The 16,425-nt window shown below is 48.7% G+C and carries 9 protein-coding genes and 3 rRNA genes; 3 read left to right on the forward strand and 9 right to left on the reverse strand.

What is annotated here, in order from left to right; translation table 11 throughout:
- Nucleotides 1-8: 8 nt before the first annotated feature.
- The gene (locus SHEWMR4_RS15620; protein ID WP_011623727.1) at nucleotides 9-2,858 is read right to left on the reverse strand and encodes a M16 family metallopeptidase; all 2,850 of its coding nucleotides are present in this window, start codon (nucleotides 2,856-2,858) and stop codon (nucleotides 9-11) included.
- Between the two features lie 141 nt (nucleotides 2,859-2,999).
- On the reverse strand, nucleotides 3,000-3,425 hold the full coding sequence (locus tag SHEWMR4_RS15625) for a YqaA family protein (RefSeq protein WP_011623728.1): 426 nt from the start codon (nucleotides 3,423-3,425) through the stop codon (nucleotides 3,000-3,002).
- 287 nt (nucleotides 3,426-3,712) lie between these two features.
- Here SHEWMR4_RS15625 and SHEWMR4_RS15630 point away from each other — a divergent pair, with 287 nt between their 5' ends.
- Complete coding sequence (locus SHEWMR4_RS15630; protein ID WP_011623729.1) at nucleotides 3,713-4,966, forward strand: dicarboxylate/amino acid:cation symporter; 1,254 nt, start codon at nucleotides 3,713-3,715, stop codon at nucleotides 4,964-4,966.
- A 158-nt stretch (nucleotides 4,967-5,124) separates the two neighbouring features.
- Nucleotides 5,125-5,292, forward strand: coding sequence for a hypothetical protein (locus SHEWMR4_RS20995; protein WP_011623730.1), 168 nt, complete (start codon nucleotides 5,125-5,127; stop codon nucleotides 5,290-5,292).
- A 40-nt stretch (nucleotides 5,293-5,332) separates the two neighbouring features.
- Here the strand turns inward: SHEWMR4_RS20995 and SHEWMR4_RS15640 are convergent, their stop codons facing one another.
- From SHEWMR4_RS15640 to pssA, 7 genes are all read right to left on the reverse strand, one after another.
- Nucleotides 5,333-6,463, reverse strand: coding sequence for a sodium ion-translocating decarboxylase subunit beta (locus SHEWMR4_RS15640; RefSeq protein ID WP_011623731.1), 1,131 nt, complete (start codon nucleotides 6,461-6,463; stop codon nucleotides 5,333-5,335).
- Nucleotides 6,464-6,471: 8 nt separating this feature from the next.
- A complete protein-coding gene (gene oadA, locus SHEWMR4_RS15645; protein WP_011623732.1) occupies nucleotides 6,472-8,307 on the reverse strand; it encodes a sodium-extruding oxaloacetate decarboxylase subunit alpha in 1,836 nt (611 codons plus the stop codon).
- Nucleotides 8,308-8,318: 11 nt separating this feature from the next.
- Nucleotides 8,319-8,606, reverse strand: coding sequence for an OadG family protein (locus tag SHEWMR4_RS15650; protein ID WP_011623733.1), 288 nt, complete (start codon nucleotides 8,604-8,606; stop codon nucleotides 8,319-8,321).
- 569 nt (nucleotides 8,607-9,175) lie between these two features.
- A 5S ribosomal RNA gene (rrf, locus tag SHEWMR4_RS15655) occupies nucleotides 9,176-9,291 on the reverse strand.
- Nucleotides 9,292-9,512: 221 nt separating this feature from the next.
- Nucleotides 9,513-12,405: ribosomal RNA gene (locus SHEWMR4_RS15660) — 23S ribosomal RNA — on the reverse strand.
- 357 nt (nucleotides 12,406-12,762) lie between these two features.
- Nucleotides 12,763-14,305: ribosomal RNA gene (locus SHEWMR4_RS15665) — 16S ribosomal RNA — on the reverse strand.
- The 16S, 23S and 5S rRNA genes sit together here, the layout of an rRNA operon.
- 680 nt (nucleotides 14,306-14,985) lie before the next feature.
- A complete protein-coding gene (gene pssA, locus SHEWMR4_RS15670; protein WP_011623735.1) occupies nucleotides 14,986-15,804 on the reverse strand; it encodes a CDP-diacylglycerol--serine O-phosphatidyltransferase in 819 nt (272 codons plus the stop codon).
- 91 nt (nucleotides 15,805-15,895) lie between these two features.
- On the opposite strand from pssA, the gene SHEWMR4_RS15675 reads away from it, so the two are divergent.
- A complete protein-coding gene (locus SHEWMR4_RS15675; RefSeq protein WP_011623736.1) occupies nucleotides 15,896-16,360 on the forward strand; it encodes a DUF4124 domain-containing protein in 465 nt (154 codons plus the stop codon).
- The last annotated feature ends 65 nt before the right edge of the window (nucleotides 16,361-16,425 follow it).

Consider the following 16,425-nt stretch of genomic DNA (forward strand, 5'->3'; position numbering starts at 1 on the left):
AAGCTAATTTACAATACTAAAGTTTCAATTGGATAGCCTAAAGTTGCTAAATCCGCTTCAATTTTCGCCTTATCTCCCACCACTAAGATGATCATTTTCGAGATATCTAGCTCGGAAGCCGCGAGGGCATTGAGTTCATCTTTTGTTACAGTATTTATAATTTTGTCCTGCTCGGTAGTAAAATCTTGGCTCAGCTGGTAACGCTGGATCATCCGCATAAAGCCCGCCTTCTGATAAGGCGTCTCATAATCCAATGCTTGCCCTTGGGAAACCGAGTTACGCATAAAGCCGAGCTCAGTGTCTGTCATCCCATTTTGCTGATAGGCTTTGATCTCTTTGATAAATTCATTTACCGCCTTGGCGGTCACATCGGTACGCACATCACTCGAGGCCACAAAATCACCGACTTCGACGCCACCGGTAAATGAGCTGCGAGCCCCATAGGTATACCCCTTGTTTTCACGTAGGTTGAGGTTAATACGGCTATTGAAGGCGCCACCGAGCGGATAGTTCATCAGGTAAGATTTAAAATAATTACCCGTTGCATCATAGGGTAAGGCACGTTTCGCAATGTTAATCACCGACTGAGCGGCGCCCGGTTTATCGATCAGATAGATAGTCCCGCCCTTCAGCGCAGGGAATGATTTAAGCGGCGGCAATCTACTCGCCTCCCCTTGCCATTGACTCAATCCTGCAAGTTTGGGTAGCAATGCACTTTCAGGCAGATTCGCTACCGTAATGATTTTAGCGTTCGCACCACGGTACTGTTCGGCGTAAAACGCCTTCACATCCGCAAGTGTCAGCGCGGCAACGGAATCTAAGGTCCCTGCATCGCTGACGCCTTGAGCGTTATTCTTACCATAGAGCAAGCTATACAGCGCAGAGTTAGCGACATAGCCGGGGTCTGACTGCATATGCTGAATTTGCTGCAACTGTTGCTGCTTCACCCGCGCAAAGTCGGCCTCGTTAAACGCAGGCTGGAACAGCTTTTCTTCCAATATGGCTAAGGTTTCATCCAAGTGCTCGGTGAGCGCCGACACCTTAATCGTGCTTTGGGATTCGGAGGCACTAAAGTCCACCGTACTGCCGAGCATCTCAAGCGCCTGCGACAATTGCTCTGTTGAGCGCTTTTGAGTCGACTCATTCAGCATCTCAGCGGTTAAGCTTGCCAGACCCGCCTTTTCAACGGGCACTAATCTGTGTCCGCCGTTAAGATAAATCACTAACTCCACAGTCGGGGTTTCGCTGCTTTGAGTGCCCATCACTTCGATACCATTGGCTAACTTAGTCGTCCAAATTGTCGGGACTTTAAGCACGGGCGCCGCGCCCGTGGCTGGCATTGTTGAGCGGTCGAAACTTGACACCAACTTAGCAGTAGGTAAATCCCCCTCTACAGCCGTATTCGCCACGGGCAAGGTTTGAGGGGTGAAGTTATCCGGATGAGCGACTAAAGCCGTCATTCCCTGCGGTACCACACTCATCACCACCATAGGCTTGTCTTTGATGTACTTTTTAAATACCCGCATCACATCGTCTTTGGTCACATTGGCGTAGCGCGCAAGGTCTACTCCAATCTTATTCGGCTCACCAAACATGGTTTGATTCAAGGCAAGCATAGACACTTTGCCTTTTACGCTCTGCAAGCCAAAAATGGTATCGGCCTCAAACTGTACTTTCACTTTTTGCAGGTCATCGTCGGTAACGCCGCGCTGCTCAAACTCATTAATCGAGTCGAGAATGCGCTGTTCAAGCTCGGCTAAGGTCGCGCCCTTTTGCGGATTGGCTAAGGCATAAATCGACATCTGACAGGCTAACTCTTGGCAGGGTTGGCTCACGCTTGCCTGCACGGCATAACCATCCTTCACAAGGTTTTTGTACACGAGTGAGGTTTTACCGCCACCGAGGATATTGGCTAATAAGTCCAGAGCGGCTTCATCGGGATGGCTGGCATACACAGTCGGAAAGCCGATACGGATCAGCGGCAGATGCACGTTATCTTCCATCGAGATATAGCGCGTCTTATCGAGCGTAACTAAGGTCTTAGGCTCAGGTTGAACCTCGGGACCACGGGGGATTTCGCCAAAGTATTTGTTTACCCAGGCTAAGGCTTGCAGTTCATCAAAATCGCCGCCAATGGTCAGCGTGGCGTTATTCGGACCGTACCAGCGCTGGAAAAAGTGTTTCACATCATCCACTGTGGCGCGGTTAAGATCCTCTGGCCAGCCGATCACAGGCCAAGAATAGGGATGACCAATCGGGAACATCGCCTGATTAAAGCGCTCGCTCATTCGGCCATAGGGTTGATTATCAATGCGTTGAGCGCGCTCGTTTTTCACTGTCTCGCGCTGTACTTCAAACTTTTCGCTGGTTAGCGCCGGCAACAAAAAGCCCATGCGGTCAGACTCGAGCCACAGCATTTTTTCGAGCTGGTTGCTAGGGACTGTCTCAAAGTAGTTGGTTCTATCGGTATTGGTAGAGCCGTTCAGCGTGCCCCCCGCCTCGGTTACCACCTCAAAATGTTGCTCATCGGCGACGTGCTCAGAGCCTTGGAACATCATATGTTCGAATAAATGGGCGAACCCTGAACGGCCTGCCAGTTCTCTGGCCGAGCCGACGTGATAAGTCACATCGACATGCACTAAGGGATCAGAATGATCTTGATGCAAAATAACCGTTAAACCATTAGCAAGCTGATATTTTTTAAAAGGAATACCGACTTCAGAGTCCGTCAGTTGTACATTCTCAATTAACTTTACGCCCACGGGTAATTGAGTTGAGGTTTCGGTAGCACAACCTGCAAGTGCGGCAGAAATTGCAACCGCTAATATCCATTTTTTCAAGGTATTCCCCTTATACATCAATAGGCTAAAAAATTAGCCCCAGTAGAATGCTCGGTATCAATAATGAGTTAAGACTCATTAAGCCCTACAAAGTTCCAAGTAATACAAGGACTTCCTTTGCAGCGTTATCATCCTTTAACCGAGCAACGTGTTTAAAAACTAACTAAACCAATGTAATGCGGCAGCGGCAACTATCAGATAACGAAGCGTTTTGCCAATTAAGATCATCAGTAAGGCGGGTAACACGCGAAGCTTTAACCACCCCGCCAATAAACATAGTAGATCACCAACTACAGGCGCCCACGACAACAATAGCGACCAAACGCCGTAACGCTCAATAAGGGCTAAGGCTTTGGCATGCTTTCCCTCACTTAGGGCCTCGGGGGACTTTGCAAACCGGCCGATACGCCCTAGATAAAAACTCGTCATCGCCCCTAAGGTATTGCCGACACTGGCCACCACCACTAATGCGACCCAAGCTTGCGGCGCTTTATTCAGCAACGCAATCAGTAAAACTTCTGATCCTCCCGGTAACAAGGTCGCGGCTAAAAAAGCCCCAGAAAACATCATACTTAATTCAGACATAAAAGCTTACTCTATGAAATTGCAGCTCTTTCACGCTCTCGAACAGAGAACTACCACAGCGTTAAAAGGATGTAGCGACTAACCATTTCACAACAAACTCATTTATCACAATAAGTTATAAGAAAATCGGTTTGTTATAACCCTATCACAGCCGATACAATGCCTTTAATGGCAAAAAATGTCCTGTACCTGACTCGTCGCTTGGTATAAGTTCACTCACTTCAAGTGGATACTCATACTAGCATCTCAGGTCCATGGGCTTGTAATGATATATTTTTGGAAAACACATGATCCTTCAAACCATTAGCCGCATTCCTTTTTGGCAAAAAGTCCTCGCAGGCTTCATTTTAGGTGCGCTCGTTGGCGTACTTTTAGGTGAAACCGCCACTGTGCTTAAACCGCTTGGCGATTTGTTTATCAGCGCCATTAAGATGCTGGTTGCGCCACTGGTCTTCTGTGCGATTGTGGTCAGTATTACCTCGCTCGGCTCTCAAACGAATCTCAAACGCTTAAGTCTTAAGACCTTAGGCATGTTCATGCTGACAGGCACTATCGCCTCACTGATAGGTTTAGCTGTTGGCTCGCTTATCGATATGGGCGGCACAATGCAACTGGCAACCACGGAAGTGCGTGAGCGCAATATTCCAGGCTTTGCGCAGGTGCTGCTCAATATGATCCCAGTGAATCCCTTTGCCTCACTGGCGGATGGAAAAGTACTGCAGATCATTGTATTTGCCGCATTAGTCGGGATCGCCATCAACAAGGTTGGCGAGAAAGCCGAGCCACTAAAACGCACCATCGAAGCGGGTGCCGAAGTTATGTTCCAACTGACACGCATGGTGCTAAAACTCACCCCAATCGGCGTGTTTGGTTTAATGGCTTGGGTAGTGGGTGAATATGGTTTATCGACCCTATTACCTCTAGGTAAATTTATCGCCGCTATCTATATTGCCGCCCTTATCCATATGATTTTTGTCTACGGCGGACTAGTGAAATTTGCCGCGGGTTTAAGCCCTGTGCAATTTTTCCGTAAGGCCATGCCGGCGCAATTAGTGGCTTTTAGTACCTCTTCAAGCTTCGGCACTCTGCCTGCGAGTACCAGAGCGGTTGAGACCATGGGTGTTTCAAAGCGTTATAGCGCCTTCGTTATGCCGCTCGGCGCTACCATGAACATGGATGGCTGTGGTGGTATCTACCCTGCGATTGCCGCAATTTTTATCGCTCAAATTTACGGTATTCCACTCGATACCTTAGATTATGTGATGATTGCCGTTACAGCCACGGTGGCCTCAGTCGGTACGGCTGGCGTGCCAGGCAGCGCCATGGTGATGTTAACTGTTACCTTAGGCGTGATTGGTTTACCCCTAGAAGGTATCGCCTTTATTGCCGCCATCGACCGTATTATCGATATGATCCGCACCGCGACCAACGTCACAGGCGATATGATGACCGCCGTAGTGATTGGCAAATCTGAAAATGAGCTTGATGTTGATCAGTTTTACAACAACGAGACTCAAACGGCTGCCATTGCCGATAATTAATCACTCAGGGTAAATCATTAAAGATTTATCCAATAAAAAGACCGCAAATGCGGTCTTTTTTATTATCCGTATTTCACTTATTGCGAATAAAACGTCCATGACTTTCGGCCAAGCAAGCTGTTAAACTCTTCACTTATTTACCCAAAGTAGAATGAAGCATGACTAAACTGTTTTTATTCCCGCTTATCCTTTGCTTGCTGTGGATACTGTTTTTAAAAGCCAATGGTTTACCGCTGGCTCAAGGAAAACGTGGCTTTATCTACATCATAGCCATCAGCGGCACGGTGATTTTGCTTCTTATGCTGCTCCTATGGTTAACGGCTTAGAAGCCTATTGTTAGTCAATAGGCTTCTAAACCTTTACAACTTAACCAAGCACGGCGAGTAAAATCCCCGCCGCAACCGCAGAGCCTAATACCCCAGCAACGTTTGGCCCCATGGCGTGCATCAGCAAAAAGTTATGGTGATTAGCCTCTAACCCCACCTTATTCACCACCCTTGCCGCCATTGGCACTGCAGATACGCCCGCCGCGCCAATTAATGGATTGACCTTACCGCCAGTTAATTTGCACATCAGTTTTGCCATCAGCACCCCTGCAGCGGTACCAATGCCGAACGCCAACGCGCCAAGCACTAAGATGCCTAAGGTTTCGACGCGCAAGAACTGCTCCGCAGAAAGTTTAGAACCAACGGCTAAGCCTAAGAAAATGGTGACGATATTAATCAGCTCGTTTTGCGCCGTTTTCGATAATCTATCTACCACACCCGACTCACGCATTAGGTTGCCAAGGCAGAACATCCCAACGAGAGGCGTTGCAGCGGGTAAGAATAGAATCGTTAAGCCCAGGACCATCAGTGGGAAAATAATCTTTTCCTTTTTACTCACCTCCCTGAGCTGCTCCATCTTTATCTCACGCTCGGCTTGGGTCGTGAGTAAACGCATGATTGGCGGCTGGATAATCGGCACCAGCGCCATATAGGAATAGGCAGCCACGGCAATCGCCCCGAGCAACTCAGGCGCCAGCTTAGAGGCAAGGAATATCGCCGTTGGTCCATCCGCGCCACCGATGATGGCAATGGCAGCGGCATCCTGCATGGTAAATTCAAAGCCTGGTACTAGATTTAGCGCTATCGCCCCAATTAAGGTTGCGAAAATCCCAAACTGCGCCGCTGCGCCGAGTAGCAAGGTCTTTGGATTGGCAATCAGCGCACTAAAATCTGTCAGTGCCCCGACCCCCATAAAGATCAGCAGCGGAAACACCCCGGTTTCAATCCCAACATGGTAGGCGTAATAGAGCATTCCTCCCTCTTCGGTAAAGCCCGCGTTGGGAATATTCGCCAATACAGCACCAAAACCAATGGGTAACAGTAGCAGTGGCTCAAAGCCACGCACTATCGCAAGGTATAACAGCAAGGCACCCACAGCCATCATCAAGACTTGCCCCGCAGTAAAATGAGCTATGCCCGTTTCGGCCCAGAAAGCCAGTAAACCATCCATAACGACTCCTAGGCTAAGGCCAGTAATTGAGAACCCACGGCAACCGAATCCCCTTCTTTCACAAAGAGATGGGTAATAATGCCATCCCCCTGTGCGCGGATTTCGGTTTCCATTTTCATGGCCTCTAGGATGATAACGACATCACCGGCGCACACCTTGTCACCAATGCCGACATGCACTTTGAAGATATTGCCCGATAGTGGCGCGCTCATCTTAAGTTTGACCTCACTGGTTTGAGGCATTGGCGCAGCGCTCAACTGAGAAGGATTAGCTTGGCCAAGCGGCAGTGCGGCTTGCCCCTGAGCTTGGATCTGGCTAATTTCGCCGCCCTCGGCAACCTCAACCACATAAGTTTGCCCCTCAACCGTGACTGTATAAATCTCGGCCTCACGCGGCGTAGCAGATAACACTGGCGCAAGTTCAGGTTTTGGCTCAAAGGCCGAGGGATCGTGACGATTCTTTAAAAACTGTAAGCCAATCTGCGGGAACAGTGCGTAGATGAGTAAGTCATCGTCCTGAGACTTTTCTTTGCTCTCTGAGACGAGACTAATCCCTTGCTCCTGCGCCTTTGATAATAACTCCGTACGCAGTTTGTCCAACTCGGGTGCGAGTAAATCCGCAGGACGGCAGGTGATCGCCGCCGCACCGTTAAGCACTCGAGCCTGCAACTCGGGATTAACAGGGGCCGGAGTGGCACCATATTCGCCCCTTAACACACCTTCAGTCTCTTTGGTCAACGATTGATATCTTTGCCCCATCAGTACGTTGATAACCGCCTGCGAGCCAACAATTTGCGAAGTTGGTGTAACCAAAGGCAGAAAGCCTAAATCCTGACGCACCCGAGGGATCTCCTCGAGCACTGCGTCCAGCTTATCGGCTGCACCTTGTTCTTTGAGCTGACTCTCCATATTCGTCAACATGCCACCGGGCACTTGAGCGCGAAGGATCCGCGAATCGATACCTTTTAACGCTCCTTCGAACTTGGCGTACTTTTTCCGCACCTCACGGAAATAAGCGGCAATCTCTTCAAGTAAGGCAAGGTCATAGTGAGTTTCACGCTCGGTCTCCGCCACCATAGCAACCACGGTTTCAGTTGCCGTATGGCCATAGGTTTGGCTCATGGAAGAAATGGCAGTATCGAGCACATCGATTCCCGCCTCTATCGCCTTTTGATAGGTTGCGGTACTTAGCCCCGTCGTGGCGTGGCAATGCAATGAGAGCATGAGTTGAGTTTGTGATTTTAAGCGACTAATAAGCTCAAAGGCTTCCATCGGCTTGAGTAGGCCCGCCATGTCTTTAATGCACAGCGAATGGCAGCCCATGTCCTCAAGGCGCTTTGCCATATCGACCCAAGTATCAACCGTATGAACAGGGCTGGTCGTATAAGAAATTGTGCCTTGCGCGTGCCCACCGACGTCACGCACCGCTTTTACTGCCATCTCAAGGTTACGCACATCATTCATCGCATCAAAGATACGGAATACATCCACACCATTGGCATGGGCACGCTCAACAAAACGAGTCACTAAATCATCGGCATAATGGCGATAACCCAATAGGTTTTGACCACGCAGTAACATTTGTTGAGGCGTATTGGGCATTAACTTTTTCAGCTCACGGATCCTATCCCAAGGATCCTCTCCTAAATAACGGATACAGGCATCGAAGGTCGCTCCGCCCCAAGACTCCAGCGACCAAAATCCCACTTCATCGAGCAGAGGTGCAATCGGAAGCATGTCATCGATGCGTAAACGCGTCGCTAAAATAGACTGATGTGCATCCCTCAAGACGACATCGGTTAACTGTAATGGCTTAGACGCCACAATCGAATTTACTCGGTTCATATGGCGCTCCATTATTTAGCCTGAGAACGATACTGCTGGACGGCTAAGCTGATCGCAGCCACCAATTTAGGATCTAAGGTGTTTGCAGCTCCGATTGAGCTCGCATCATTCACCTTTAGCGGATCTGCTGCTTTAGGCTCTTCACGGCACCACTTAGCAACCAGATTCACTCCTAATATCAATACACTTAAAAATAAATACACCAGCCCCATGCCCAATAACATGATGCCAACAGCATCTAATAGCTGCTGCGTTAGCTCCCCTTTCACGTCAGTACTCCTCCAGCTCTCAACCCACATCAAGTGTCAGATTTACAACTTCACAACATCTTCATTGATAACAAACTCAATCTACGGTTGTAAATTGGTAAGACCAATTTACATAAAATCGGCAATAAGTGTCTGAGAGATCCTTAGTGAACGAGCAATAAAATGAATATTCGTTAATGAAACAGCAAAGCAGATATTTTTATTGGGGAAAAAAGGGTTACTGGCTCTCAAGATTAAGGCCTGAGTAAACAGCAGCCGAAAGTGCAATCTAACGATAATGAGGTCTTGAATCTCTTATTAAATGAGTACAAGTTTAAATCGAACGATGAGACTTATAAGTAAGGACACAATCCAAGGCGCATCAAAATACAGCGCTAAAGCATTAAGCTGCCAAGAAGGTGTTAAGGGGAAATGAGTACACAGGTTTGAAAGTCTAGAAAACAAGATAATCAGCCGTTCTCCATTAACGCTGCATCTTAGACCGTAGAGTAATAACGTTAGTAATTAAAGAAGGCTTATGAAGAATACAGAGACTGAAATGGTAAACACGAAAAACAAAAAAGCCAGCTTGTTCAGCTGGCTTCGTTGTTTAATTAAGCGCTTGGCGATGACCTACTCTCACATGGGGAGACCCCACACTACCATCGGCGCGATTGCGTTTCACTTCTGAGTTCGGGATGGGATCAGGTGGGACCACAATGCTATTGTCACCAAGCAAATTCTTACTGGTTAATTCTACGTCTGACGGCATTGTTTCCTCACTCCAGTGCTCATGTACTACCGTACACTCCGCCCTTCGCTCGTCACGGCTTTGTCTGCCGTACAATTACCTGCGTAATTAACCTTTATTTGTTAATTTAGAAAGCTGTATTGAGTACCACTTCTTAAGTGTTTGTATTCGTCTAAGTACTACTTAGTAAAACCCATCTGGGTTGTATGGTTAAGCCTCTCGAGTCATTAGTATCAGTTAGCTCAACGCCTCACAACGCTTACACACCTGACCTATCAACGTCCTAGTCTCGAACGGCTCTTTAGTGGACTTAAAGTCCAAGGGATGACTCATCTTGGGGCTCGCTTCCCGCTTAGATGCTTTCAGCGGTTATCGATTCCGAACATAGCTACCGGGCAATGCCATTGGCATGACAACCCGAACACCAGCGGTTCGTTCACTCCGGTCCTCTCGTACTAGGAGCAACTCCCCTCAATCATCCAACGCCCACGGCAGATAGGGACCGAACTGTCTCACGACGTTCTGAACCCAGCTCGCGTACCACTTTAAATGGCGAACAGCCATACCCTTGGGACCGACTTCAGCCCCAGGATGTGATGAGCCGACATCGAGGTGCCAAACACCGCCGTCGATATGAACTCTTGGGCGGTATCAGCCTGTTATCCCCGGAGTACCTTTTATCCGTTGAGCGATGGCCCTTCCATTCAGAACCACCGGATCACTATGACCTACTTTCGTACCTGCTCGACGTGTCTGTCTCGCAGTTAAGCTGGCTTATGCCATTGCACTAACCGTACGATGTCCGACCGTACTTAGCCAACCTTCGTGCTCCTCCGTTACTCTTTGGGAGGAGACCGCCCCAGTCAAACTACCCACCAGGCACTGTCCTTAACCCCGATTAGGGGCCCAAGTTAGAACATCAACACTACAAGGGTGGTATTTCAAGGACGACTCCATCAGAACTAGCGTTCCAACTTCAAAGTCTCCCACCTATCCTACACATGTAGGGTCAATGTTCAGTGCCAAGCTATAGTAAAGGTTCACGGGGTCTTTCCGTCTAGCCGCGGGTATACGGCATCTTCACCGCAATTTCAACTTCACTGAGTCTCGGCTGGAGACAGCGTGGCCATCATTACGCCATTCGTGCAGGTCGGAACTTACCCGACAAGGAATTTCGCTACCTTAGGACCGTTATAGTTACGGCCGCCGTTTACCGGGGCTTCGATCATGAGCTTCTCTTGCGATAACCCAATCAATTAACCTTCCGGCACCGGGCAGGCGTCACACCGTATACGTCATCTTGCGATTTTGCACAGTGCTGTGTTTTTGATAAACAGTTGCAGCCACCTGGTATCTGCGACTGCCGTCAGCTTAGGGAGCAAGTCCCATCACCAACAGCAGCGTACCTTCTCCCGAAGTTACGGTACCATTTTGCCTAGTTCCTTCAGCCGAGTTCTCTCAAGCGCCTTGGTATTCTCTACCCGACCACCTGTGTCGGTTTGGGGTACGATTCCCGCTAACCTGAAGCTTAGAAGATTTTCCTGGAAGCATGGCATCAACTACTTCATCCCCTTGGGGACTCGTCATCAGCTCTCAGTGTATAGTGACCCGGATTTGCCTAAGTCACCCACCTACCACCTTAAACGCGGACTACCAACGCCGCGCTAGCCTAGCCTTCTCCGTCTCTCCATCGCAGTTAGCGGAAGTACAGAAATATTAATCTGTTTCCCATCGACTACGCCTTTCGGCCTCGCCTTAGGGGTCGACTCACCCTGCCCCGATTAACGTTGGACAGGAACCCTTGGTCTTTCGGCGAGGGGGTTTTTCACCCCCTTTATCGTTACTCATGTCAGCATTCGCACTTCTGATACCTCCAGCGTGGGTTACCCCTTCACCTTCAACGGCTTACAGAACGCTCCTCTACCGCGCAACCCTAATGGATTGCACCCGTAGCTTCGGTGGTATGTTTAGCCCCGTTACATCTTCCGCGCAGGCCGACTCGACTAGTGAGCTATTACGCTTTCTTTAAATGATGGCTGCTTCTAAGCCAACATCCTAGCTGTCTAAGCCTTCCCACATCGTTTCCCACTTAACATACACTTTGGGACCTTAGCTGACGGTCTGGGTTGTTTCCCTTTTGACGACGGACGTTAGCACCCGCCGTCTGTCTCCCGGATAGCACTCTTTGGTATTCGGAGTTTGCAAAGGGTTGGTAAGTCGGGATGACCCCCTAGCCTTAACAGTGCTCTACCCCCAAAGGTGTTCGTCCGAGGCGCTACCTAAATAGCTTTCGAGGAGAACCAGATATCTCCCGGTTTGATTGGCCTTTCACCCCCAGCCACAAGTCATCCGCTAATTTTTCAACATTAGTCGGTTCGGTCCTCCAGTTGATGTTACTCAACCTTCAACCTGCCCATGGCTAGATCACCGGGTTTCGGGTCTACGCCTTGCAACTAAACGCGCAGTTAACACTCGGTTTCCCTACGGCTCCGCTATTCGCTTAACCTCGCTACAAAACGTAAGTCGCTGACCCATTATACAAAAGGTACGCAGTCACGGTCTCAAGAACCGCTCCCACTGCTTGTACGTATACGGTTTCAGGTTCTATTTCACTCCCCTCACAGGGGTTCTTTTCGCCTTTCCCTCACGGTACTGGTTCACTATCGGTCAGTCAGGAGTATTTAGCCTTGGAGGATGGTCCCCCCATATTCAAACAGGATATCACGTGTCCCGCCTTACTCGTTTTCATCAAAGGTTAGTTTTCGTGTACGGGGCTATCACCCTGTGCCGCTGGACTTTCCAGACCATTCCACTAACACCCCTCTGACTTAAGGGCTAATCCCCGTTCGCTCGCCGCTACTAGGGGAATCTCGGTTGATTTCTTTTCCTAAGGGTACTTAGATGTTTCAGTTCCCCTCGTTTGCCTCACTACACTATGTATTCATGCAGTGATAACAGCTTATGCTGCTGGGTTCCCCCATTCGGACATCGTTAGCTCAAATGCTTGTTACTAGCTCGCCAACGCTTTTCGCAAGTTACTACGTCCTTCATCGCCTCTGACTGCCAAGGCATCCACCGTATACGCTTAGTCGCTTAACCATACAACCCAAATGAGTTTCACTTGAATTGTTGCGACCAGCTGGTTTTACTTGTCTCATCTTCGACCAAGAAGATGGACTCGCCTTAGACTTGAATATTCAAGACACTTAAAAAGTGTTTTAAGAACTCAATTTTTTTCGTATTAACACAACGACAGACATCATTGTATTAATTACTATCAGCTTTCCAAATTGTTAAAGAACAATGCTTACCGGCTCGCGGTGCATTTCGCTCTCCCTCCTCTTTCGAGAAGTTCAACAAGCCATCTGTGTGAACACTCAGGCACATGGATGTGCCGTGTGTAAGAAACGCATGGAGCAGTTTCTTACCAACCAAACATCAAGTTAGTCGTATAGGTAAGGAGGTGATCCAGCCCCAGGTTCCCCTAGGGCTACCTTGTTACGACTTCACCCCAGTCATGAACCACAAAGTGGTGAGCGCCCTCCCGAAGGTTAAGCTACCCACTTCTTTTGCAGCCCACTCCCATGGTGTGACGGGCGGTGTGTACAAGGCCCGGGAACGTATTCACCGTGGCATTCTGATCCACGATTACTAGCGATTCCGACTTCATGGAGTCGAGTTGCAGACTCCAATCCGGACTACGACGAGCTTTGTGAGATTAGCTCCACCTCGCGGCTTTGCAACCCTCTGTACTCGCCATTGTAGCACGTGTGTAGCCCTACTCGTAAGGGCCATGATGACTTGACGTCGTCCCCACCTTCCTCCGGTTTATCACCGGCAGTCTCCCTAGAGTTCCCGCCATTACGCGCTGGCAAATAAGGATAGGGGTTGCGCTCGTTGCGGGACTTAACCCAACATTTCACAACACGAGCTGACGACAGCCATGCAGCACCTGTCTCAGAGTTCCCGAAGGCACTAAGCTATCTCTAGCGAATTCTCTGGATGTCAAGAGTAGGTAAGGTTCTTCGCGTTGCATCGAATTAAACCACATGCTCCACCGCTTGTGCGGGCCCCCGTCAATTCATTTGAGTTTTAACCTTGCGGCCGTACTCCCCAGGCGGTCTACTTAATGCGTTAGCTTGAGAGCCCAGTGTTCAAGACACCAAACTCCGAGTAGACATCGTTTACGGCGTGGACTACCAGGGTATCTAATCCTGTTTGCTCCCCACGCTTTCGTGCCTGAGCGTCAGTCTTTGTCCAGGGGGCCGCCTTCGCCACCGGTATTCCTCCAGATCTCTACGCATTTCACCGCTACACCTGGAATTCTACCCCCCTCTACAAGACTCTAGTTTGCCAGTTCGAAATGCAATTCCCAGGTTGAGCCCGGGGCTTTCACATCTCGCTTAACAAACCGCCTGCGCACGCTTTACGCCCAGTAATTCCGATTAACGCTTGGACCCTCCGTATTACCGCGGCTGCTGGCACGGAGTTAGCCGGTCCTTCTTCTGTAGGTAACGTCACAGATAAGCCGTATTAAGACTTACCCTTTCCTCCCTACTGAAAGTGCTTTACAACCCGAAGGCCTTCTTCACACACGCGGCATGGCTGCATCAGGGTTTCCCCCATTGTGCAATATTCCCCACTGCTGCCTCCCGTAGGAGTCTGGGCCGTGTCTCAGTCCCAGTGTGGCTGATCATCCTCTCAGAACAGCTAGGGATCGTCGCCTTGGTGAGCCATTACCTCACCAACTAGCTAATCCCACCTAGGTTCATCCAATCGCGAGAGGCCCGAAAGTCCCCCTCTTTCCCCCGTAGGGCGTATGCGGTATTAGCAGTCGTTTCCAACTGTTATCCCCCTCGACTGGGCAGATCCCTAGGCATTACTCACCCGTCCGCCGCTCGCCACCTCATGAGTAAACTCACTTGTGCTGCCGCTCGACTTGCATGTGTTAGGCCTGCCGCCAGCGTTCAATCTGAGCCATGATCAAACTCTTCAATTAAAAGTTTTGTGAACCCGAAGGTTCGACTCAATGAATTCTGAATCGACTTAACTTAATAAGTCGTTGTACATATTGCTATGAACACTCATTCATTGATTTAATTCTTTGATTACTCGCCAAACGGCAGAGTAATTTCGATTAACTCAACACCTGTGAGTGCCCACACAGATTTCTTGTTTAGATTGTTAAAGAGCATTTGACCATTCACTTCGCGTTACCGCTCAGCGGGTCAGGGCTGCGTATTCTACGCATTTCCCTTGTCGCGTCAAGGCGTTTTTGCAAACTTCTTGGCGCTTTCGAATCAACTGCACATTTTGCATTCGATTCGAACTGTCACCGCGCTTGCTTTCGCTGTCTGCCGTGTCAGTGGATGCGCATTATAGGCAGCAGAACTTTTTGTGCAAGGGCTTTTTTAACAAATTATGTCAAGTGAGCAAATAACCATCAAAACTGCAAATATCGGATAAATATGCTGCAATCTTTGTCACTCGGGTTGATAAGTTTGGCATATGCGGCATGGATGTACAGGGAATTCTATAGATCGAATAGCCTTAAGAAAGGGCGCTTTAAAACTTTTGTATATATATGTATAGGAAAACGGTTCAAGAATAACGAATGGCGACTCTTGAACCGTGGAACAGACTCATTGAATAACACTTGCTTGTATTGAAGCTGTCGGGCTAAGGATTATCCGTAGAATTTGTCGAACTCTTGGTGCCCTCTCCCGTGCCTTGTTCCTTTTCATGATCGCCATCGCCCACAATGTGCGCCACTTTTAGTTTTCTCACGGTACGAATGGTGATCACAGGCCCCGAGATAGCGTAGAGGTAAAAACCAATACAGAGTATTAATGCCGGTTGCACCGACACCACCACAAACACGCCAACCACAAATAAGATAGCAATGAAATTCACTTTGCCGCGCCAGTCAATTTCCTTAAATGAGTGATAACGGAAATTACTCACCATTAATAATCCCGTGGTGGCCGTAATCAATCCGGCTATCCAACTGATATTCTTACCATCGAGGTTGTACTGGTTGCCAAGCCAAATGCTACCTGCAATAACTGCCGCCGCAGCAGGACTCGCTAAGCCTTGAAAATAACGCTTATCTGCCACGCCAACTTGAGTATTAAAACGTGCCAGCCTTAATGCGGCGCCCGCACAATAGATAAATGCTGCAAGCCAACCAACTTTGCCTAAATCCGCAAGCGCCCAATTGTAGGCGAGTAATGCTGGCGCCATACCAAAGGACACCATGTCTGCCATGCTGTCATATTCGGCACCAAAGTCACTTTGCGTGTTCGTTAATCTTGCCACTCTACCGTCTAAACCATCGCAAATCATGGCCACAAAAATCGCAATCGCCGCCGCTTCAAAGTTAGCATTCATAGAGGCAATCACAGCATAGAAACCGGAAAACAAGCCGGCAGTGGTGAATAAATTCGGCAGTAAATAGATACCTTTATTCTTTACTGTTTGATTTGAGGAATTTTGCATACACTTATAAAGCTATGAGCTGAAATGGAAGTAGGCTTCAAGATAGCATATTTTACTATCATGTCGATGGTGACCCTTAGGGATGATTTTTATGTTAAGAAAAGCCAAGGTTAGCGCAATGTTTCTGCGGATTACATGCTTAATGCTGCTCACTCAGCCCGTATTCGCCGGGGTGATTTACACTTGGGTCGATGAGAATGGTGTCACCCATTACAGTCAACAGCCACCGGAGCAGGAACAACCCAAAACGCAGCAACTTTATAGCGAAGATATCGAGCCTGGTAAAATTGGCTATATCACTCCCGCTAAAAAAGATGCGCCCCCTGAAATGTCCGAGTCCGAAAAGTCGGCAGCGTTAATTAAAGAGAAAGACGCTAAACAAGCCGAAACGATTTGTGAAAACGCTAAACATAATTTAGATGTGTTAACGACTCATACCAAGCTCACCCGCCAAGAAGAAGGCAATAAAGAGCCGCTCGCAATGACAGAAGAAGAGCGCCAAGCGGCAATTAGCGAGAATCAGCAGCGGATAAAACTGTTTTGCGATAAGAAATAATGCTCTGCGTTTGTTATAGGCTGCATGCAAACCTTGATAGTCACGCCACACTTTCGCGTACAGCT

The organism is Shewanella sp. MR-4 (assembly GCF_000014685.1).
Taxonomy (GTDB): Bacteria; Pseudomonadota; Gammaproteobacteria; order Enterobacterales; family Shewanellaceae; genus Shewanella.